At 73.7% G+C, this 19,678-nt stretch carries 15 protein-coding genes and 4 pseudogenes; 3 read left to right on the top strand and 16 right to left on the bottom strand.

The window, feature by feature from the left end; translation table 11 throughout:
- Positions 1-6 precede the first annotated feature (6 nt).
- The 16 genes and pseudogenes from ACQ95T_RS00715 to ACQ95T_RS00640 form a co-directional block, all read right to left on the bottom strand.
- Positions 7-945 carry a carbamate kinase gene (locus tag ACQ95T_RS00715; protein WP_425942903.1) on the bottom strand — a complete coding sequence of 313 codons (939 nt, stop codon included), beginning with the start codon at positions 943-945 and terminating at the stop codon, positions 7-9.
- A 298-nt stretch (positions 946-1,243) separates the two neighbouring features.
- A pseudogene (locus ACQ95T_RS00710) lies at positions 1,244-1,822 on the bottom strand (SDR family oxidoreductase); the annotation flags it as partial.
- Entirely contained in the window at positions 1,746-6,053 is a 4,308-nt protein-coding gene (locus ACQ95T_RS00705) for a hydantoinase B/oxoprolinase family protein (protein ID WP_431473380.1), read from the bottom strand. The gene ACQ95T_RS00705 and the pseudogene ACQ95T_RS00710, both read right to left, overlap by 77 nt.
- A gap of 157 nt (positions 6,054-6,210) precedes the next feature.
- On the bottom strand, positions 6,211-7,260 hold the full coding sequence (locus ACQ95T_RS00700; RefSeq protein WP_425942899.1) for a proline racemase family protein: 1,050 nt from the start codon (positions 7,258-7,260) through the stop codon (positions 6,211-6,213).
- Positions 7,250-8,350 carry an alcohol dehydrogenase family protein gene (locus ACQ95T_RS00695; RefSeq protein ID WP_425942898.1) on the bottom strand — a complete coding sequence of 367 codons (1,101 nt, stop codon included), beginning with the start codon at positions 8,348-8,350 and terminating at the stop codon, positions 7,250-7,252. Before ACQ95T_RS00695 ends, ACQ95T_RS00700 begins: the two co-directional genes overlap by 11 nt.
- A gap of 154 nt (positions 8,351-8,504) precedes the next feature.
- On the bottom strand, positions 8,505-9,230 hold the full coding sequence (locus ACQ95T_RS00690; protein ID WP_431473379.1) for an SRPBCC family protein: 726 nt from the start codon (positions 9,228-9,230) through the stop codon (positions 8,505-8,507).
- 18 nt (positions 9,231-9,248) lie between these two features.
- Complete coding sequence (locus ACQ95T_RS00685; RefSeq protein WP_431473378.1) at positions 9,249-9,374, bottom strand: hypothetical protein; 126 nt, start codon at positions 9,372-9,374, stop codon at positions 9,249-9,251.
- A 101-nt stretch (positions 9,375-9,475) separates the two neighbouring features.
- Positions 9,476-11,233: pseudogene (gene cutA / locus ACQ95T_RS00680) on the bottom strand (aerobic carbon-monoxide dehydrogenase large subunit); the annotation flags it as partial.
- A gap of 321 nt (positions 11,234-11,554) precedes the next feature.
- Positions 11,555-11,701: pseudogene (locus tag ACQ95T_RS00675) on the bottom strand (hypothetical protein); the annotation flags it as partial.
- Positions 11,698-11,949, bottom strand: a complete 252-nt coding sequence (locus tag ACQ95T_RS00670) for a 2Fe-2S iron-sulfur cluster-binding protein (protein ID WP_431473875.1) — start codon at positions 11,947-11,949, stop codon at positions 11,698-11,700. The gene ACQ95T_RS00670 and the pseudogene ACQ95T_RS00675, both read right to left, overlap by 4 nt.
- Entirely contained in the window at positions 11,847-12,134 is a 288-nt protein-coding gene (locus ACQ95T_RS00665) for a hypothetical protein (RefSeq protein WP_431473377.1), read from the bottom strand. Before ACQ95T_RS00665 ends, ACQ95T_RS00670 begins: the two co-directional genes overlap by 103 nt.
- A 294-nt stretch (positions 12,135-12,428) precedes the next feature.
- A complete protein-coding gene (locus tag ACQ95T_RS00660; RefSeq protein ID WP_431473376.1) occupies positions 12,429-12,962 on the bottom strand; it encodes a hypothetical protein in 534 nt (177 codons plus the stop codon).
- Between the two features lie 73 nt (positions 12,963-13,035).
- A pseudogene (locus ACQ95T_RS00655) lies at positions 13,036-13,122 on the bottom strand (FAD binding domain-containing protein); the annotation flags it as partial.
- Positions 13,107-13,403, bottom strand: a complete 297-nt coding sequence (locus tag ACQ95T_RS00650) for an FAD binding domain-containing protein (protein WP_431473375.1) — start codon at positions 13,401-13,403, stop codon at positions 13,107-13,109. The pseudogene ACQ95T_RS00655 and the gene ACQ95T_RS00650, both read right to left, overlap by 16 nt.
- A gap of 204 nt (positions 13,404-13,607) precedes the next feature.
- Positions 13,608-15,158 (bottom strand): uracil-xanthine permease family protein, encoded by a 1,551-nt coding sequence (locus ACQ95T_RS00645; RefSeq protein WP_425942893.1) that lies wholly within the window; start codon positions 15,156-15,158, stop codon positions 13,608-13,610.
- Between the two features lie 295 nt (positions 15,159-15,453).
- Positions 15,454-17,064 carry a PucR family transcriptional regulator gene (locus ACQ95T_RS00640; RefSeq protein ID WP_425942892.1) on the bottom strand — a complete coding sequence of 537 codons (1,611 nt, stop codon included), beginning with the start codon at positions 17,062-17,064 and terminating at the stop codon, positions 15,454-15,456.
- 110 nt (positions 17,065-17,174) lie between these two features.
- Here ACQ95T_RS00640 and ACQ95T_RS00635 point away from each other — a divergent pair, with 110 nt between their 5' ends.
- The 3 genes from ACQ95T_RS00635 to ACQ95T_RS00625 are packed head-to-tail and all read left to right on the top strand — an operon-like array spanning position 17,175 to position 19,671.
- Positions 17,175-17,669, top strand: a complete 495-nt coding sequence (locus tag ACQ95T_RS00635; RefSeq protein ID WP_431473374.1) for a hypothetical protein — start codon at positions 17,175-17,177, stop codon at positions 17,667-17,669.
- The gene (locus ACQ95T_RS00630; RefSeq protein ID WP_431473874.1) at positions 17,615-18,118 is read left to right on the top strand and encodes a DUF2877 domain-containing protein; all 504 of its coding nucleotides are present in this window, start codon (positions 17,615-17,617) and stop codon (positions 18,116-18,118) included. The genes ACQ95T_RS00635 and ACQ95T_RS00630 overlap by 55 nt, the downstream gene beginning before the upstream one ends.
- A complete protein-coding gene (locus ACQ95T_RS00625) occupies positions 18,115-19,671 on the top strand; it encodes an FdrA family protein (RefSeq protein ID WP_431473373.1) in 1,557 nt (518 codons plus the stop codon). Before ACQ95T_RS00630 ends, ACQ95T_RS00625 begins: the two co-directional genes overlap by 4 nt.
- The last annotated feature ends 7 nt before the right edge of the window (positions 19,672-19,678 follow it).

The raw sequence follows: 19,678 nt of genomic DNA, 5'->3' as shown, positions 1-19,678 counted from the left end.
CGGGTCTCAGTCCGACGGTACGACGATCGTCCCCGTCCTGCCCGCGACCGCCTCGGCGATCGAGGGCAGCGAGGTCACCACCGCGCGCGGCCCGCCACCCTCGACGAACCGGGTCACCGCGTCCACCTTCGGCAGCATCGAGCCGACGCCGAACTCGCCCTCCTCGATGTGGCGGCGCATGGTGACCACGTCGACCTCCCCGATCGGCCGGGCCTGCGGCGTGCCCCACCGCAGCACCGCGTTCTCCACGTCGGTGGCGATGACCAGCAGGTCGGCGTCCACCTGGCGGCTGAGCAGGGTGGCGGTGAGGTCCTTGTCGATGACGGCCTCGATCCCCTCGTAGCCCCCCGCCGGCGACGCCACGACCGGGATCCCTCCGCCCCCGGAGGACACGACGAGGAACCCTCGCGCCACCAGCGCCTCGACCGCCGGGGCGTCGACGATCTCCCGCGGCTCGGGCGAGGGCACGGTCCGGCGCCACCCCTTGTCCCCCTCGTCGCGCCACGACTGGCCCTGCTCCGACATCGCGGCGGCGTGCTCGGCGTCGCGGTAGGGGCCCACCGCCTTCGTCGGCTCCGCGAACGCCGGGTCGTCGGGGTCCACGAGCGTGCGCGAGACGAGGGCGGCCACCGGCCGGGGCGAGCCGGCCGCGGCGAGCTGGCGCTCCAGGGCGTTCATCAGCGTGAAGCCGATCGTCCCCTGCGTCTGCGCTCCGCACCAGTCCAGGCTCACCGGCGTCAGCTGATGGGCGGACAGCTCGTTCTTGAGCAGGATGTTGCCCACCTGCGGGCCGTTGCCGTGCGTGACCACGACCTCGTGCCCGGCGGCGACGAGCGTGGCGATGTGCCCGGCGGCCTCCTCGATGGCGGCGCGCTGGTCGTCCGGCGTGGAGCTGCCGTCCGTGGCGGTCATGGCGTTGCCCCCGAGGGCGACGACGATCCTCATGCGGGTGTCCTTCGGTCGGTCCGGCGACGGTGCCGGAGTGTGTCATCGGGTGTGCCTGCGCAGCAGCTCGGCCCAGGAGATGGGCGGGCGAGCCGAGCCAGCGGCCCAGCGGCCCGGGGTCGGCGGGGAAGCCGCTCTCGTCGTAGGCCCGGAACATCGCTGCCAGCTCCTCCGCCGCGCCCGGGCCGAGCCCGGACCCCGGCCCCGCCCGCCACCGCTCGACGGTCGTCGCGGTGGCGGCGACCGGCCGGCCCAGGACACGGGCGGCGGTCTCGGCCAGGTCGGCGACCGTGAGCTCCTCCGGCCCGGCGAGCACGTGCGTCGACCCCGGCTCAAGACCGCCGGCGAGCGCGCTCGCGGCCACCTCGGCGACGTCGTCCAGGTCGACGAGGCTGAACGGCGCGTCGAGGCGGTACGGCACCTCGATCCGCCCCGCGAGCGCCGCCGGCAGGAGGTTCTGCTGGTAGGCGCACGGCCGCAGCACGACGGCGTCCGGTCGCAGCTCACGGAGCAGGCGCTCGGCCCGTCCCTTGCGCACGTGGTGCGGCATCCGCGCGTCGTCGGGGTCGGCGACGGAGTGGTGGACCACCCGTGCCACGCCCACCTCGGTGGCCACCCGCGCGGCCCGGGCGACCAGGTCCACCTCCGCGGGGTGCACGTTGGGCGCCACGAGGTATGCCGCGTCCGCGCCGGTGAGCGCGTCGACCAGTCCCTCGCCGGTCAGGGGGTCGGCGAGGAACCGGTCGACGCCGGCGGGAAGGTCGTCGGTCCCGCGGTCGCTCCCGGCCGCGGGACCGTCGTCACCGCGGGGCGACGGCGGCCCGTGCCGCGAGACCCCCCGGACGACCAGCCCGCGGCGCAGCGCCGCCAGGGCCACGGCGCGGCCGGTCTTGCCGGTCGCGCCGAGCACCGTGACGGTCGCTGCACCCACGGCCGGCCTCAGAGCCAGTCGACGTCCGCCGAGGTGGCGCCGCCGGCCAGCTGGGCGTAACCCGGGCCGCGGTCGAAGAACGGCTCCTCGCCGCGCCGCGCCCGGACCGCAGCCGCTCCCGCAGCTCCTCGGTGGCCTCCACGTCGACGACGGGCTCCTCCTTGGTGCCGGAGGCGACCACGCCGTAGTCCTCGCGGGCGCCCTCGAAGGAGACCTTGCCCCAGCGCAGGTCGCGCTCGACCTCCTCGACCGGGCGCTCCAGCGGGTCGCCCCAGCCGCCGCCGCCCGTGGTCCGGATCCGGATCACCTGGCCGGCCTTGACGGGCTCCGCGTCGGCGAGGGCGTCCACATACCGCTCGTCGGGGCCGCCGGGGTCGATGCACACCTCGAAGGGGTTGCCCGCCTTGCCGCCCTTGACGCCCCAGCAGGCCAGGATCGAACGGTCGGCGATGGACATGAAGTGCGCGTCCTTGAGCATCCGGATGTGTTTCTCGTAGCCCAGACCACCGCGGTAGCGGCCGGCGCCGCCGGAGTCGACGGCCAGGCCGAGGCGCTCGACGAGGAACGGGAAGCGCGACTCGGTGAACTCCGTCGGCAGGTTGCGCGAGTCCGGCACGACGTGGATGGTGTCCTCGCCGTCGGCGTAGTAGCGCCCGCCGGCGCCGCCGCCGAGCACCTCGCGCATGAGGTAGTCCTTGCCGTCGCGGTCCTTGCCGTAGACGCCGGTGTAGCGGATCGTCTCCTGGTCGGCCGGCATCCGGCCGTCGACCGCCTTGGCCAGCACGCCGGCGAGCACGCCGAGCAGACGCAGGATGACGAACGTCCGGGCGTTGGTCGGCGCCGGGAAGATCGGCGTGAGCAGGGTGCCCTTCTCCGGGAACTTCATCTCGATGAGCGGCACCACGCCCTCGTTGACGTCCAGCTCGCCCATCCGCTCGGGGGTGTCGGCCAGGTTGCGCAGGATCGGGGCCAGCCACTTCTTGAGGAAGTTGCCGTCGGCGTAGTCGCCGCAGTGGTTGATCGGGCCCTTGGCCTGCGGGGCGGTGCCGGTGAAGTCGATGGTGATCTTCGGCCCGCCGCCCGGCTCCGTGCCGGGACCGCCGGTGCTGGTCTTGGTCAGCGTGATCCGCTGGGTGTGCAGCCTGGGCTCGTCGACGCCGTCGTGCTCGGCGTAGTCCTCCCAGACGTACTCCCCGTCGGGGATCTTGGAGAGGATCTCGCGCCGGTAGGTGTCGGTCGTCTTGTCGAGGATCGCCTGGAAGGCGCCCTCCACCGTCTCGCGGCCGTAGCGCTCGAACAGCTCGGTGAGCCGGGCCGCACCCATGAGGCAGGCCGAGCACTCGGCGTCCAGGTCGGCGGCCAGCGACTCGGGCATCCGTGAGTTGCGGGTCATGATCCGCAGCGCGGCCTCGTTGGGCACCCCCTGGTCCCACAGCTTGATCGGGGGGACCATGAGGCCCTCCTCGAAGACGCTGGTCGCGGCCGAGGGCATGGAGCCCGGGGTGGCTCCGCCGATGTCGTCGTGGTGGCCGAACGCCTGGACGAAGCAGACGACCTCGCCCTCGTGGAAGACCGGCACGGTGACGCACAGGTCGGGCAGGTGGCCGATGCCGCCCTCGGACTCGTAGACGTCGTTGTGGAAGAAGACGTCGCCGGGCCTCATCGTCTCCAGCGGGAAGTCGCGGGCGACGGGGTGCACGAGCGCGCTGTAGGAGCGTCCGGTCAGCTTGCGCAGCTGACGGTCGTGGATCCCGGCGCGGAAGTCGTGCGCGTCCCGGATCATCGGGCTGCGCGAGGTGCGGGCGATCGCGGTCTCGACCTCCATCTCGACCGAGGCCAGGGTGCCCTGGACGATCTCGACGACGATGGGGTCGACGGCCGGGGCGGTCCCGGCCGCGCCGGTGGCCGCGGTGGCGGGGGTCGTGGTGGTGGGGGTGCTCATGCCTGCTCCTCCTTGCTCTGCACGGCGGTCACGTAGGCGGTGGCGCTGGCCACCGCCGGCTGCGCGGCCGCGCGGGTGCCGGCGTCGTCGCCGCCGCCCGGCTTGGTGATGACGAGGTTGCCCCAGGCGTCGACCCGGACGACGAAGCCCGGGTGGACGGGGACGGTGGAGCCCGAACTCCTCGATGATGGCCGGCCCCTGGACCTCGTCGCCGTCGCGCAGGTCGGGTCGCCAGTAGACGGGGGTGTCGACGTAGCCGTCGGCCGCCTCGAAGCAGACCGGCCGGGTCGAGGTGCGGGCGCGCTCGGCGTCGGTGCCCTCACCGGTGCCGATCTCCGGGATGGACGGCCGCGTGATCGGGCCGACGCCGGTGACGCGCAGGTTGACCCACTCGACCTCCTGGCGGGCGTCGCCCCGGAAGTCGTAGCCGTACAGCGCCCGGTGGGCGTCGTGGAACGCGGCCGCGACCTGGTCCGCCGTCGCCGCGTCGAGGTCCTCGACCGGCACCGGCACCCGCACCTCGAACGCCTGGCCCACGTAGCGCAGGTCGGCCGTCCGCTGGAACTGGTGGTCCGCGCGCTCGAAGCCCTCGGCGTCCAGGGCGCGGGTCGCGCGGTCGGTAAGCTCTCCGTAGGTCCGGTTCAGCTGGCCCAGGTCGAGGTGGTCGTGCTTGGCGACCATCGTCTGCACGTAGTCGTTCTTGACGTCCACGGTGAGCAGGCCGAACGCCGAGACGTTGCCCGGGTTGAGCGGGACGATGACGCCGGCCAGGTCGAGGATGTCCACGAGCCGGCAGGCCAGCAGCGACCCGGACCCGCCGAAGGTGGCGAGCATGAAGTCGCGCACGTCCAGACCGCGCTTGACCGAGATCTGGCGCAGGGCGTTGGCCTGGTTCCAGGCGCTGATCTCCAGGATCCCGCTGGCCGCGTGCTCGACGTCCAGGCCGAGCGTGCCGGCGATCTCCTCCAGGCCGGTGCGCGCCGCGTCGGCGTCCAGGGGGATCTCACCGCCGAGGAGGTGCGGGGGTATGCGGCCGAGCAGCAGGTGCGCGTCCGTGATCGTGGGTGCACCGTCGGCGCCGCCGTTGCCGTAGCAGAGCGGACCCGGGTCGGCACCGGCCGACTGCGGGCCGACCTTCAACGACCCCTCCGGGGAGATCCAGGCGATGGAGCCACCGCCGGCGCCGACGGTGACGACGTCGATCATCGGGATCTTGGAGGGGTAGGCGCCCACGGACCCCTCGGTGGTGAGGGTCGGCTCGCCGGAGAGCACCACCGAGACGTCGGTGGAGGTGCCGCCACCGTCGCAGGTGAGGACCTTGTCGAAGCCGGCCAGCCCGGAGACCATGGCCGCGCCCAGGGCGCCGGCCGCGGGACCGGAGAGCACGGTCGTGATCGGCTGGTGGACGACCTCCTCGGCCGACAGCACCCCGCCGTTGGACTTCATGATGTAGAAGGGCATCGCCCGGGGAGCTCCGCCCCCCGCGGATTCCCCGGAACCCTCAGCGGGCGCCCCGGTGTAGGCGCGCAGCCGTTCGGAGATGTTAGAGACGTAGGCGCTGACCTTGGGCTTGACGGCGGCGTCGACGAGGGTGGTCATCGAGCGTTCGTACTCGCGGTACTCGCGCAGCACCTCGCTGGAGATGGAGACGACGACGTCGGGGTGCTCCTCGAGCAGGATCTCGCGCATGCGCTCCTCGTGCGAGGAGTTGGCGTAGGCGTGCAGGAAGTTCACGCCGAGGGTGTTGACGCCCTGCTCCTTGAACCACCGGGCGACCGCGCGGGCGCCGTCCTCGTCGAAGGGGCGCACCTCGTTGCCCTCGAAGTCCATCCGGCCGCCGACGGTCTTGACCAGGTCCGCCGGGACGATGCGCTCCGGCTTGACCCAGAAGTAGGAGTTGCCGTAGCCGTCCGGCACCGCCTGACGGGCGATCTCCAGGACGAACTCGTAGCCCTCGGTGGTGATGAAGCCCAGCCGGTCGAGCTTGCCCTCGAGCAGCTGGTTGGTGGCCACGGTGGTGCCGTGGGAGACGGCCGTGACGTCCGCACCGCTCGCCCCGAGCATCTCGAGCACCTTGTCGACGCCGTTGATGAAGCCGTCGGCCGGGTTGCTCGGCGTGGACGGGGTCTTCGTCGAGGTGATCGTGCCGGCGTCCTCGTCGAAGGCGACGACGTCGGTGAACGTCCCTCCGGTGTCGATGCCGATCCTGATCCGGCGGTTCGTCGTGGTGCTCATCCAGCTTCCCTTCGGGTGGAGGTGCCGCTCGGTCGGGTCGGGAGCCCTGCCGGCGCGCGTGCGTCTGGGTCGAAGTCAACCGTCCGGGGGCGGTCTTCTCCCCGGCAACATCTGACGACGAGTCACCGACGGTTCGGCAACAGTTGAGCGGTCTGCCTCAGCGGCCTGCGGTGCCGGTCAGCAGCTCCCAGATGCCCTCGGCCTCGGCGAGGTCGTCGTCGAGGTTCACCACGAGCTCGGTGACACCGAGGGTGAACGCACGGCCGGTGACGGTGGAGGTGGTGGCCTGGCGACCGTGCAGGGCGGAGCGCCCGACGATCTGGCCCTCCATCGTGGAACCGGTGGGCGAGATGCTGGTCACCCGGTCGCCCACGCCCAGCACGCCGTCGTCGGCCAGCAGCGCCAGCTGGGCCGCGGTGCCGGTCCCGGTGGGGCAGCGGCACACCACCCCGGGATGGACGTAGGTGACCGAGGGCATCTGCAGCCCGTGGTCGCCCTCGGTCAGGGGACCGGCCAGGTTCACGAAGGAGAGGGGGCCGGTGTCGCCGTGGTCGGGGTGCACGAGCTGCAGGTCCGGGGAGGCGACGAGGCACAGGGACAGGCCGAAGTCGGCCAGCGCCGGTCGCTCGGGCTCGCTGAGGGCGAAGCCGTGGGCCGCGGCGTCGACGACGGCGTAGAAGCAGCCCGACCAGACCACGTCGTAGGTGACCTGTCCGAACCCGGGCAGGTCGGCGGTGCGACCGCGCTCGAACACCCACGCGGTGTCGCAGGTGACCGTAACCGAGTGCACGTGCCGGCCGTCGTGCTCGACCTCGGCGCGGATGAGCCCCGCGGGCGCCTGCAGGTGCACCACCTGCCGTCCGGGCGGCCCCATCGGCAGGTACCCGCTCTCGAGCAGCGCCGTGGCCACGCAGATCGAGTTGGAGCCCGAGAAGAACGGGTACCCCATCGCCTCCATGATCACGTAGCCGGCCTCGGCCGGCGCCAGGTCGGTGTCCACCACCACGTTGGCGCACATCGCCGGTTCGCCGTAGGGCGGGGAGAGCAGCAGCCGACGCAGGGCGTCGCCGTCGGACTCCAGCCACGCCCGCTTGGCCAGCACGCTGTCGCCCGGGACGTGGGGTATGCCGCCCACGACGACGCGGCTGACGTCACCGCCGTAGTGGGTGTCGATGAGCTGGATGCGGTGGCGGTCCTCAGGCGGCATGGGGCGCCCCGACCTCGTCCCACCGGGCGTCGGGCACGACGACGAGGTTGCCCACGAAGCCCTTGGCCATGAACGCCCGCTGGGCGTCGTGGAACTCGCTCAGCCGGTAGGTGCCGGCGAGCAGCGGGCGGACGGCGCCGGACTCGATGTGGCCCAGGAGGCGCCGGAACGCGGCCCTCGTCCCCTGGGAGGAGCCGTGGAGCTCGAGGTGCTTGAGGTACATGGTGCGCAGGTCGAGCTGGACGACCGGGCCGGCGATGGCACCGGAGGTGGTGTAGCGACCCTCGGGGCGCAGGATGCGGAGCAGGTCGTTGAACAACTCGCCCGCGACGAGGTCGGCAACCACGTCGATGTCGGCACCCCCGGTGGCCTCGGCCACCGCGTCGACGAGGTCGCCCTCGCCGCGCAGCACCACGCCCTCGGCGCCGATGGCGCGCACCGCGTCGGCCTTGCCCGCGCTGGTGACCGCGTAGGGGATGGCGCCCCGGGCCCGGCACAGCTGGATGAGCCCGGAGCCGACGCCGCCGGAGGCGCCGGTGATGAGCACCCGCTCGCCCTCGGCCACGCGGGCCCGGTCGAGCATGTGCTCGCCGGTGAGGTAGGCGCAGCAGAACGTGGCCAGCTCGGCGTCGTCGAGGTCGCGGTGGACCACGTGGGCGTGGTCGGCGGGCACCACCTGGTACTCGGCGTAGCCCCCGTCCCGCCCGTGGCCGATGTAGTCGATGTCGGCGAGGCTGTCGTCCTCGCGGTTGTAGAGGGAGAAGTCGACCATCACCCGCTCGCCGACGCGGGCCCCGTCCACCCCGGCGCCCACGGCCACGACGCGGCCGACGCTGTCGGTGCCCTGGATGCGGGGGAACTCCAGCGTCGAGCGGCCCCGGCGCCAGGTCGACACCGCCGCCGGATCCTCCTCGAGGCCGTAGGCGCCCTGGCGCACCCACACGTCGGTGTTGTTCATCCCGCAGGCGCTGACCTCGAGCAGCACCTCCCCGGGACCTGGCTCGGGCACGGGCACGTCGTCCCGGTGCTCGAGCCGGTCGAGGCCGCCGTGGCCGGTGAGCACCACGGCCTGCATGGTGGCCGGGATCATCCGACCAGTGAACCAGACCAGGCCCCGGCCCGGGGTGAAACCGCAGCGCGTCCGCCGTGGAACCGTCCCGTCGCGCAGTCGATCGTGGCCCCATGAGGGGCACCGGTCGACTGCACCAGATTGTGGCCCGGACCTCGCCGCCCCCGACCCCGGGTCAGCGACGGCGCAGGCGTGCTCCCAGCGCGACGCCGACGAGGGCGATCGCGGCACCGGTCACCATCGGCACGAGCTGGCTGGCGCTCCCGGCCATGCCACCGCCGGCGAGCCCGGCCAGCTGACGACCGGCGGCTGCGCCGGGGCCACGCCCGACCGAGCCACCGCCCGCGTCCGAGCCGCTGCCGGCCACGGCCCCGCCGGCTTCCTGACCGCCGGCCCCCTGACCCTCCGCACCGGCCCCGGCAACGGACCCGCCGTCACCGTCCGCGGCGGCCGACCCACCACGGGCCAGGTCCTTGTCGATGTTGGTGAAGAACTGCGTCGCCAGCCGCTTGGCGACGGAGGACAGCATCCGCTGGCCGACCCCGCCGACCGGGCCGCCGACGGTGGCGTCGGCCGTCCAGTCGAGGTCGGTGCCCCCGTCGGCCGGGCTGAGCCGCACGAGCACGTCGGCGTTCACCGTGCCGGGGCCACCGGCGCCGGACAGGGACAGGGACAGCACGAAGCTCTCCGGCTCGGTCTCCTGGGAGAACACGGCCTGCCCGTCGTACGTCCCCTTGATCGCCGCGACACCGGCGGTCACCGTCATCGCGAACGTCCCCGGCTCGATCTCGCGCAGGCTCTGCGCGCCGGGGAGGCTGCGCTCGAGCACGCCCGCGTCGTGGAAGGCCTCCCACGCGGTGGCCGGGTCGACGGACAGGTGGTTCTTGCCGGTGATCTGCATCGGGTCTCCTCGGGAAGGTCAGGCGTGGGGGGTGGCGGACGCGCCGGTGGGGGTGGCCCCGTCGGCCGCGGTGCTGCCGACGGTGGCGCCGTGGGTGCCGTGCTGACGCCGCAGCTCCCACAGGTCGTGCGGCGAGATGGGCATGCGGGTGATCGGGATGCCCTCGGCGTCCTCGATCGCCGAGGCGATGGCGGCCGAGGTGGGGATCGTGCCCGCCTCGCCGGCGCCCTTGATGCCCAGCGGGTTCAGCGGCGAGGGCGTCTCAGGTGGTCGGTCTCGATGTGCGGCACCTCGGTGGCGAACGGCATGAGGAAGTCCATGAACGAGGCGTTCATCAGCTGCCCGTCCTCGCCGTAGGCCAGCTTCTCGTAGAGGGCCCCGCCGATCCCCTGGGCGACGCCGCCGTGGACCTGGCCCTCGACGATCATCGGGTTGAGCATCGGCCCGCAGTCGTGCACGACGCAGTAGCGCAGGACGGTGATGTCCGCGGTGTCCGGGTCGGTCTCCACGACGGCCGCGTGCATGCCGTTGGCGAAGGTCGTGCGCACGGGCGAGAAGAAGTCGCTCTCCTCCAGGCCGGGGTGCTCCTCGTCGGCGATCGGCGGCTTGCTCTCGTCCGCCTTGCCGCCGAACTGGGTCGCCGCCCGGGCCGTCTCGTCGAAGGCGTACCGCAGGGGGTTGGCCAGCACCGCCACCATGGGCAGCGGGATCTGCGAGGACGGTGCCCCCTTGACCCGCACGATCCCCTCGACGATCTCCAGGTCGTCGGGGTTGGCCTCCAGCGCGTCGGCGGCGATCTTCAGCGCCCGCTCCTTGACCTTGCGCGCGGTGAGCAGCAGCGCGTTGCCGCTCATCACCGCACCGCGCGAGCCCCACGTCCCGACCGAGTAGCTCATCCGCCGGGTGTCCCCCGTCGTGACGTGCACGTCCTCGACCTTGACGCCGAGCTCGTCGGCCACGATCTGGGCGAACACCGTCTGGTGCCCCTGGCCCTGCGTCGTCAGCCCGGTGGCCACGTTGACCCGGCCGTTGGTCTCGATCTCGATGTGGCCGCCCTCGTAGGGGCCGGCGCCCGTCCCCTCGACGTAGCACGCCATACCGATCCCGACCCGGCGCCCCTCCGCCCGCGCCTGCTCGCGGTAGGCCTCGAAGTCGTCCCAGCCCACGAGCGCCTTGAGCTTGTCCAGGCTGGTCGGGAAGTCGCCGGAGTCGTAGATCCCCATCCGGCCGTCCTGTAGCACCATCCCCAGGTCCCAGGGGAACTCCTCGGGCTGGATGAAGTTGACCGAGCGCACCTGCGCGCGGTCCTTGCCCAGGCTGCGCGCGACCGCGTCGATCGTGCGCTCCATGAGGTATGCCGCCTGCGGGCGCCCCGCGCCGCGGTAGGGGGTGACGATGACGGTGTTGGTGTAGAGGGAGGTGTAGGTCACCGAGAAGTTGCGCATCCGGTAGGGCCCCGGGATGTGGGTGGCGGTGTTGAGCGGGACGATGACGCCGTAGGGCAGGAAGGCCCCGTGGTCGTGCCACAGCTCGACCTCCAGGCCGAGGATCTGCCCGTCGTCGTCGAAGCCGACCCGCACGTGCTGCAGCTGCTGACGCTCGTGGGCCGAGGAGATGAAGTGCTCGCGGCGGTCCTCGACCCACTTGATCTGGGCCTGCAGGCGCATGGCCGCGGCGGCCACAGCGACGTCCTCGGGCCAGGGGTGGTTGATCTTCACGCCGAACCCGCCGCCCACGTCCGGGGCGACGACGTCGACGGCCGACAGCGGCAGGCCGAGCTTGGCGGCGAGCGCGGCGCGCAGGCCGGTCGAGGTCTGGGTCGAGGCGTGGACCTTCAGGCGGCCCTCCTCGGCGTCCCAGCGGGCCAGGATGCCCTTGCCCTCCATCGGCATGCAGGCGCTGCGCTCGATGTCCAGGTCCAGCTCGAGCACGTGCGGCGCCGCGGCGATCTGCCCGGGGGCGTCGCCGAGGTGCTGCTCGTAGTAGGCGCCGACGTTGCCCGGCGCCTCCTCGTGGACGAGGTGCTCGGCCGCGCGGGCGGCGGCGACGCCGACGACGGCGGGGGGCGCACGTCGTAGGTCACCCGGACCCGCTGGGCGGCGTCCTCGGCGACGTAGCGGTCGGTGGCCACGATCATCACGATCGGCTGGCCGACGTGGTGGACGGCGTCGCGGGCCAGCGCGTAACCGGTGACCGGCGCCTGGATGCTCGGGTGCGGGATGAGCATCGGCAGCGGCTCGGCGGCCGTGCCGGTCTCCTGCAGGTCCCCAGGTCCACACCGCGACGACGCCGTCGACGTCGAGGGCCCCGGTGACGTCGATGTCGACGATCCCGGCGTGCGCGTGCGGGCTGCGGACGAACGAGGCGGCCAGCGCCCCGTGGCCGAGGTCGTCGAGGTAGCGGCCGTCCCCGCGGACGAGGCGCGGGTCCTCCCGGCGCTGGACGCGCGAGCCCACGCTGCGCGTGCTCATGCCTGCTCCTCCCGGTCGGAGTGCTTCTCGGCCGGGTGGTCGACGGCGCCTCCGCGCTGGTCCTCGCCCGGCCCGTCGCCGGGGCCCCCGTGCTGGTCGTCCGGCCCGTCGCCGCGCCGCAGCTCGGCCGCGCGGCACACCGACTTCACGATGTTCTGGTACCCCGTGCAGCGGCACAGGTTGCCCGAGATCGCCTCTCGCGCCTCCTCGGGCGTGGGGTCGGGGTTCTCGTCGAGGTAGGCGGTGATCGTCGTGAGGAACCCTGGCGTGCAGAAGCCGCACTGCAGGCCGTGTGGCACTCGACGAACGCCTGCTGCACCGGGCCCAGCTCGCCGCCGGGGCCGCCGAGCCCCTCGACCGTGGTGATCTCCGAGCCCTGCGCGGTGACGGCGAACATCAGGCAGGCGCGGGCCGGCTGCCCGTCGAGCAGCACGGTGCAGGCGCCGCAGACCCCGTGCTCGCAGCCAGCCGACGTGCGTGCCGGTGAGGCCCAGGTCGTGCCGCAGCGCGTCGGACAGCAGCCGGCGGCCCGGGACCCGGACGTGGTGCTCGGCGCCGTTGACCCGCAGGTAGACGTCGAGCAGCTCCTCGGGCCTCGCGTTGCCGCCGGCCGGGTCGAAGGCCGCCCGGGGGACCGTGGTGACGACCCGTCCGCGGACCGTGTCGGACCGGTGGCTCTGGCCCTGGCTCTGGCTGGCGGTCGGACCGGGCGTCTGTGCGGGGGTGCTCATGCGCTGACCTCCTGGTCGGGGGCGGCGACGTCCAGGAGCGAGGACAGCAGCCGCTGGGTCTGGACGATCGCGAGATGACGGCGGTAGTCGGCCGAGGCGTGGATGTCGTCGACCGGGTCGACGTGGGCGGCGACGGCCTCGGCGACCGCGTCGGCCAACCCCGGGAGGTCCTCGGCCGAGGCGCCCCCGAGGACGGGGGTGAGGTCGAGCACGCCGGGGACCTCGGTCACCGAGACGTAGCCGGCGCGGGCCGAGCGGATCAGCCCCGGCCCACCAGCACCGGCGGGGCCGCCCGAGGGGCTCCCACCGTCCGCAGGACCTCCCGAGGAGCTGCCACCGTCCCCGTCCTCCCCGTCGACCTGCACGGCCAGCGCCACCCCGGCCAGCGCGTAGTCGCCGTGCCGCCGGGCGAGCTCGGTGAACCCGGTCCGCGTCCCGGCCGGGAACCGCCCGAACCTCGCCTCCACGGCGATCTCGTCGTCGGCCACGCACGACTCCATCGGCCCGACGAAGAACTCGCTGGCCGGCACGACCCGCTCCCCGCCGCCGGCCGCGCAGCAGCACCGACCCGTCGGTCACCGCCAGGATCGCCGGCATCTCCCCAGAGGGGTCGGCGTGCACGATCGAGCCGACGGTCGTGCCCCGGTTTCGGATGGCCGGGTGGGCCACCCAGCTCAGCGCCTGGCGCAGCAGCGGCTGGGCGGTGCGCGCCGCGGAGTGCGACAGCAGGGAGGCGTGCGCCGCACGAGCGCGCCCACGACCACGGCGTCGTCCTCGACCCGCACGTGGTCCAGGCCGGGCACCCGGTTGAGGTCGACCAGGTGCCCCGGGCTGGCCAGGCGCATGTTGAGCACCGGCACGAGCGACTGCCCGCCGGCGAGCACCTTGGCCTCCGGGCCGAGCTCCGCGAGCAGGGCCAGGGCCTCGTCGAGGTCGGCCGGCGCGTGGTACTCGAAGGGTGCCGGTTTCATCGGTCGATCACCTGTTCCGTGTGCGTCGGTGCTGCGGTCGTCGGTGCTGTCTGCGTCGTCGGGTGCGGGGCCGTGGCTGCCGCTGCCGGGGACCGTGGACCCCGGTACGGTCCGGGGAGGCGAGGGTATGCGGTCGCCCGCGCCGCTGCATACCCCCTCCACGGGTGCGGGCCGGGTGCCCGTCGGCACCCGGCCCGTCCGGTGTCAGGGTCGGCGACCGCCGTCGTCCGGGCGGTCGAGCGGGTCGACCTCGGCCGGGCGCTCCTCCACGATGAGGTGACCCTCGGAGGTGCGGCCCAGGACCCGGTGGCCGTAGAGCCCGTAGTCGTCGGCCAGGCCGAGGTTCTCCAGGTTCTGGTTGCCGGGCGGGTCGGCGAAGGTCGCGGTGCCCAGCTGCTCGTCCTTCATCGAGGCCGGCATGAGCACGCGGACCAGGTGGTACGCCACGATCGTGACGATGGTGCCGAAGGCGATGCCCGCGAGGGCGAACGAGTCGCCGACCGCGAGCGAGGTGTCGCCGATGGCGATGATGATGCCCGCCGCGACGGGGACGAGGTTGATCGGCTTGGAGAAGTCGACCCGGTTCTCCACCCAGATCTTGGCGCCGAGCAGGCCGATCATGCCGTAGAGGACCACGGTGATCCCGCCGAGCACACCGCCGGGGACGGCGGAGACCAGGGCGCCGAACTTGGGCGAGAGGCCGAAGAGGATCGCCACCAGCGCCGCGACATAGTAGGCGGCGGTCGAGTAGACGCGGGTGGAGGCCATGACGCCGATGTTCTCGGCGTAGGTCGTGGTCGGCGAGCCACCGACGGACGTGGCCAGCATGGTGCCGATGCCGTCGGCGGCGACCGCGCGGCCCATGACCGGGTCGAGGTCGTGGCCGGTCATCTCGGCGACCGCCTTGACGTGGCCCACGTTCTCGGCGACGAGGGCGACGACGGCCGGGATCATCAGCAGCACGAAGGTCAGCTCGATGTCGGGCAGGTGCCAGCCGACGACACCGGCGGCGTTGTCGGTGGCCGGCGGGAGGCCGAACCACGGGGCGGCGACCACGCCGTCCCAGTTGACCCGGTTGTGCGTGTCGACCTCGCCGGTGCCGGCGTTGAACGCGGTGATCGGGCCGGTGAGGACGTCGGCCAGCCACGAGGCGACGTAGCCGAAGATCAGGCCCAGCAGGACCGAGACGCGGCCCCAGAACCCGGGCAGCACGGTGGCCAGCAGGATCGTCACGGTCATCGTGGCCAGCGCGATCCACTGGTCCTGCGGCCAGTAGATGTCCGCCACGACCGGGGCCAGGTTGAAGCCGATGAGCATGACGACCGCGCCGGTGACGACCGGGGGCAGGATCTTGGTCAGCGTCGCCGCACCCACGAAGTGGATGAAGATGCCCGTGAGGGTCAGCACGAAGCCGGCGACGAGGATCGCGCCGGTCACCTGCTGGGGGGTGCCGCCCTGGGCGACGACGGCGGCCACACCGCCGACGAAGGCGGCCGAGGTGCCCAGGTAGGAGGGCACCTTGCCCTGGACGATGAGCAGGAACGCGATCGTCGCGATACCGCTCATCATGATCGCGAGCTGGGGGTTCAGGCCCATGATCAGGGGGAAGACGAACGTGGCGCCGAACATGGCCACCACGTGCTGGGCCCCCAGACCGATCGTCTTGGGCCAGCTCAACCGCTCGTCCGGGGCGACGACCGCCCCGGGCCTGGGCGTGCTCCCGTCCCCGTGAAGCTTCCAACCGAATGCCGACACTGCCACTCCTTCGTCCGTGAGGCGGGTCACGGGCCACCGGCTCACCGGTGAGCACGCCTCTGTGACGCATGACACTAGGCGGGCGTGAGCCTCCGGAGAATCGGCACACGTTGACGTCTGCCTCGGGTGCTGTCGGGCACAGTCTGCCCGAGGGGTATGCGGCGCCGCCGCCGCCGCGCGGGCGTGCGGCTCAGGAGGGGGACGGGGGCACGCTCGGTGGTGGCCGGCTCGGTGGCGACCGGCTCGGTGGTCGGCTCGGTGGTGGTCGGATCGGGGGTGGTCGGGCTCGTTCGGCTCAGTGGTGGTCGAGCTGACGGGCCTGCAGGGCCAGCATGATGGCGAACCGCAGCCGGGGGTCGGTGATGAACGGGCCGAGCATCCGCTCGAGCTTGCCGATCCGGTAGCGCAGCGAGTTGTAGTGGAAGTGCAGCGCCCGGGCCGTCGAGGCGACGTTGAGGTTGTTGTCGAGGAGCACGGTCAGGGTCGTGCGCAGGTCCTCCGCGTCCTCGGAGAGGTCGTCGGCGAGCGGCCCCAGCGTCTCGGTGACGAAGCTGGCCAGCTCGTCCCGGTCCTCGACCTGGGAGAGCAGCCGGAAGACCCCCAGGGCGTCGAAGTGGGTGATCGCCCGGGCCCCGTGCAGCCGGCGGCCGACCTGGACGGCCTTGCGGGCCTCGGCGTAGGCGCGCGGCAGGTCCTCCAGCGCGGTGATGGTCCGCGAGACGCCCGTGGCGAAGGCGCGGCGGCCGCCCCCGCCCCGCCCGTGCACCTGACCGGCCATGAGCCGGACCCGCTCGGTGACGCCGGCGGGGTCCAGCTGCTCGGGGACGCCCAGGAGCACGACGACCTCCTGGCTGAACCCGGCGACGGCCGCCGTCTCGTCGTCGGCCCCGGCCACCCGTTCCCAGGCCGCCCGGAAGCGCTCCGGCAGCGTCCGCGACACGGGGTCGTCGTCCGGGGCCTCCTCGGCCTCGGCGACGACGACGGCCAGCGGGCGGCGCAGGTCCCAGCCCAGCTCGGCCGCGTGCGCCGCCACCCGTTCGGCGTCGCCGGCCCGGCCGAGGAGGGCGTCGCGCAGGAAGTCGGCGCGGTACTTGCCCTCGACCGCGGCCACCGCCTGCTGCTTGGTGATCGCCAGCGCGGCGGCCGTCGTGGCCTGACCGACCACGTGGTTGTCGTCGGCGGTGAAGGCGTCCTCCCGCAGCAGGACGAGCCGGCCCAGGTCGGTCCGGGCGCCCGTCACCCGGGCCACCAGCCGGTGCACCCCGTCGAAGCGGGCCGACACCCCGGGCACCTCGGTCTCCACCAGGAACCGGCCGGTCGGGTCGAAGCCGGGCAGGTCGGCCCACCGGGCGGGCAGGTCGCCGGCGTGGGCCAGCACCCGGCCGTCCATCGTCGTCACCAGCGCCGTGCGGGCCAGGTGGCGCACCACCCCCTGGCACACCTGGTCGAGGTCGCCGCCCGCGATGACCACGCCCACGAGGTCCTGCAGCACCTGCTCGGCCCGGGCGAGGGTGTCCGCGCGCCGGTTGATGACGATGGTGAGGACCTGGTTGATGACGTCGTCGAAACCGACGTCGCCCGGCAGCGTGAGCACCGGGAAGTCGCGGCGGTCGGCCTCGGCCAGCGCCTCGGCCGGCAGCTCGTCGACGTAGCGGGCCAGCTTGATCGCCAGCCCCGCCAGCCCGTGCTCGTCGAGGTCGGCGATCCAGGCGGCCATGTCCGTCTCGACGTGCGCCCGCAACGGGTACCCGGTCGTGAGCAGCAGCTCGCGCTCCCGGACCCACGGCAGCACGTCCGGGACCTCCATGACGTTGACGCTGCCCACCAGCCGGTCCAGCCCCTCCGCGCCGGCGAGCACCGTCGTGCCCTGCATGACGGGCAGCGTGAGCACCTCGCGGACGGACATGCCCGAAGGACCCGGGGAGGGCGATACGGGCGAGACTTGACGATCCATGCCCGGATCGTTGTCAGGAATGACCGGCAACGCAAGTGGCACGGCCTGAATATCGTGGCCGGATGCCGACCGTCAGCGCCAGCGCCGCCGTCGCGAGCGCCCCGACGCCGACCGCCGGCCCGGGCGTCCGCCCCGGTGCCACGGTGCCTGAGAGCCGGCCGGGGCAGGCCCTCCGCCCGGCCGCGGCGTCGACCCTGGCCCCCGGATGGCTGCACGGCCGGCCCGTCCCCGCGCGGGTCGTCGCGGTCTTCGACGTGGCCGTCTACCTGCACCGCGACGAGGACGTCCTCCCCCTGCTCGCCCCCGGGGCGCTCGCCCTGCCCGGCGGTCTGCGGGTCGCCGACCGCACCGACCTGGACGCCCTCCGGCTGACCGTCGGCGACAGGTCACGGTGGGCGGCGGCCGGGTGCTGGCCCGCGACACCGGGCTGGTCGTCCGACGGACCTGGCGCCCCCAGCGGGTCCCGTCCCCCACGCTCTCCCCCGCCGCCCGGGCGACCGCCCTGTCCGCGCTGGCCGGTCGCACCGCGATCGAGGACGACCTCGGCCCCCTGCTGACGACCCTCGCGCAGGACGTCGCCCAGGACCTGGGACGCCCCGCCCACGACCTCGTCGGCCTCGGACCCGGCCTGACCCCCGCCGGTGACGACGTCCTCTGCGGCCTGCTGCTCGGCCTGCGCGCCACCGGCGCCGAGCACGAGCGCGCCACCCTCGAGCGGGCGCTCGCCCCCCTGCTGGGCCGCACGACCGCGCTGTCGGCCACCCTCCTTCGCCACGCCGCCGCCGGGTACGCCGTCCCGCCCGTCGTCGCGCTGCTCCGCGCCTGGCACGCCGGGGCCGACGAGCACCGGCAGGCGGCCCTCGCCGCCGAGGTGGCCGCCGTCGGCCACACCTCCGGCGCCGCCCTCCTGCTGGGCCTGGCCACGGTCCTGGCCACACCGCACACCCCCCTTGATGCAGCACCGGCCGTCGACCCGACGGCCGTCCCCACGAGAGGAACGTCGTGACTGACTCGGTCGAGATCCGTCGTGGTGCCTACCACGACTCCGTGACCCTCATGCAGGTGTCCCAGCGGGTGCGGACGGCACCCGGTGTGCAGGACGCGCTCATCGGCATGGGTACCGAGCTCAACCTCGGGCTCATGCGCGACGTCGGGTTCGACGTCCCCGCCGAGGCCGGCCCGAACGACCTGGTCGTCGCACTGCGCGGGGACGACGAGGACTCGGTCGCCGCCGGCCGGGCGATGCTGACGACCGTGCTGCAGGAGCTGCACGACCGCTCGCGCGCCCAGGGTTCGGCCACCGAGGTCGCCCCGAGGACCATCGGCTCGGCGGCCCGGCGCAGCTCCGCCGGGATCGCGCTGGTCAGCACGCCCGGGCAGTACGCCGCGCTCGACGCCCTGGACGCGGTGAACGCCGGGCTGTCGGTGATGCTCTTCAGCGACAACGTGCCGCTCGAGGAGGAGATCGCGCTGAAGGACGCGGCCGCCGACCGGGACGTGCTCGTCATGGGGCCTGACTGCGGGACGGCCGTGGTCAACGGGGCCGCAATGGGGTTCGCCAACGTCGTCCGGCCGGGGCGGATCGGCATGGTCGCCGCCTCCGGGACCGGTGCCCAGCAGGTGATGTCGCTCCTCGACCTGGCCGGCGAGGGGATCAGCCACTGCCTCGGCCTGGGCGGGCGCGACCTGTCCGCCGCGGTCGGGGGCCGCTCAGCGAAGCAGGCGCTCCGGGCGCTGTCGGCCGACGAGGCCACCGAGCACGTCGTCATCGTCTCCAAGCCGGCCGCCGAGGAGGTCGTCGGCGAGCTCGAGACGTTGGCCGCCGAGCTGGGGATCTCCGTCACCTGGGCGACGCTCGGGCGTGGCCGCCCCGACCTCACCGCGGCGACCGAGCAGACCCTGCGCGACGCGGGCGCGACGGTGCCGGACCCGTGGCCCTCCTGGGGGACCAAGGGGTATGCCGCCGCGCCCGGCGGCGGGTCCGCCGACCCCGGCGGTGCGCCGGCGAGCGGCGACGAGCCGGCCCAGAGCACCGGCGGCCACCTTCGTGGGCTCTTCTGCGGGGGCACCCTGGCCGACGAGGCCATGATCATCGCCGAGGACGCGCTCGGACCGATCGCCTCCAACATCCCGCTCGAGGGCGCCCCGCACGTCTCCGGGCACGACACGCTCACCGGTCACGCGGTCGTCGACTTCGGCGAGGACGAGATGACCCAGGGGCGGGCCCACCCGATGATCGACCCGTCGCTGCGGCTGGAGAGCATCCGGACCCAGGGCGCCGACCCCACCTGCGGGGTGCTGCTCCTCGACCTCGTGCTCGGCCACGGTGCCCACCCTGACCCGGCGGGCGACCTGGCCGCCGCGATCGCCGAGGCACGGGCCTCGCCCGAGGCCGACGGCCGGCAGCTGCCCGTCGTCGTCTCGCTCGTCGGCACCGAGTCCGACCCGCAGGGGCTGCAGCGCTGCGCCGAGGCGCTCGCCGCCGCCGGCGCCCAGGTCCTCACGTCCAACGCCGCCGCCACCCGCGCGGCGCTCGCCCACCTCGGAGGTACCCGATGACCACCCA

The organism is Ornithinimicrobium carbonis (assembly GCF_050703245.1).
Classification (GTDB): Bacteria; Actinomycetota; Actinomycetes; order Actinomycetales; family Dermatophilaceae; genus Ornithinicoccus.
The sequence above is the reverse complement of the archived record's forward strand: the minus strand, read 5'-3'. Positions and strand labels throughout refer to the sequence as shown.

Bases quoted from the DNA above. Each gene is read 5' to 3' on its own strand.
- ACQ95T_RS00690 (WP_431473379.1), bottom strand. From the start codon at position 9,230: ATGCAGATCACCGGCAAGAACCACCTGTCCGTCGACCCGGCCACCGCG.
- ACQ95T_RS00695 (WP_425942898.1), bottom strand. From the start codon at position 8,350: ATGATCCCGGCCACCATGCAGGCCGTGGTGCTCACCGGCCACGGCGGC.
- ACQ95T_RS00705 (WP_431473380.1), bottom strand. From the start codon at position 6,053: ATGAGCACCACGACGAACCGCCGGATCAGGATCGGCATCGACACCGGA.
- ACQ95T_RS00700 (WP_425942899.1), bottom strand. From the start codon at position 7,260: ATGCCGCCTGAGGACCGCCACCGCATCCAGCTCATCGACACCCACTAC.
- ACQ95T_RS00685 (WP_431473378.1), bottom strand. From the start codon at position 9,374: ATGCCCATCTCGCCGCACGACCTGTGGGAGCTGCGGCGTCAGCACGGC.
- ACQ95T_RS00650 (WP_431473375.1), bottom strand. From the start codon at position 13,403: ATGAAACCGGCACCCTTCGAGTACCACGCGCCGGCCGACCTCGACGAG.
- ACQ95T_RS00640 (WP_425942892.1), bottom strand. From the start codon at position 17,064: ATGTCCGTCCGCGAGGTGCTCACGCTGCCCGTCATGCAGGGCACGACG.
- ACQ95T_RS00635 (WP_431473374.1), top strand. From the start codon at position 17,175: ATGCCGACCGTCAGCGCCAGCGCCGCCGTCGCGAGCGCCCCGACGCCG.
- ACQ95T_RS00715 (WP_425942903.1), bottom strand. From the start codon at position 945: ATGAGGATCGTCGTCGCCCTCGGGGGCAACGCCATGACCGCCACGGAC.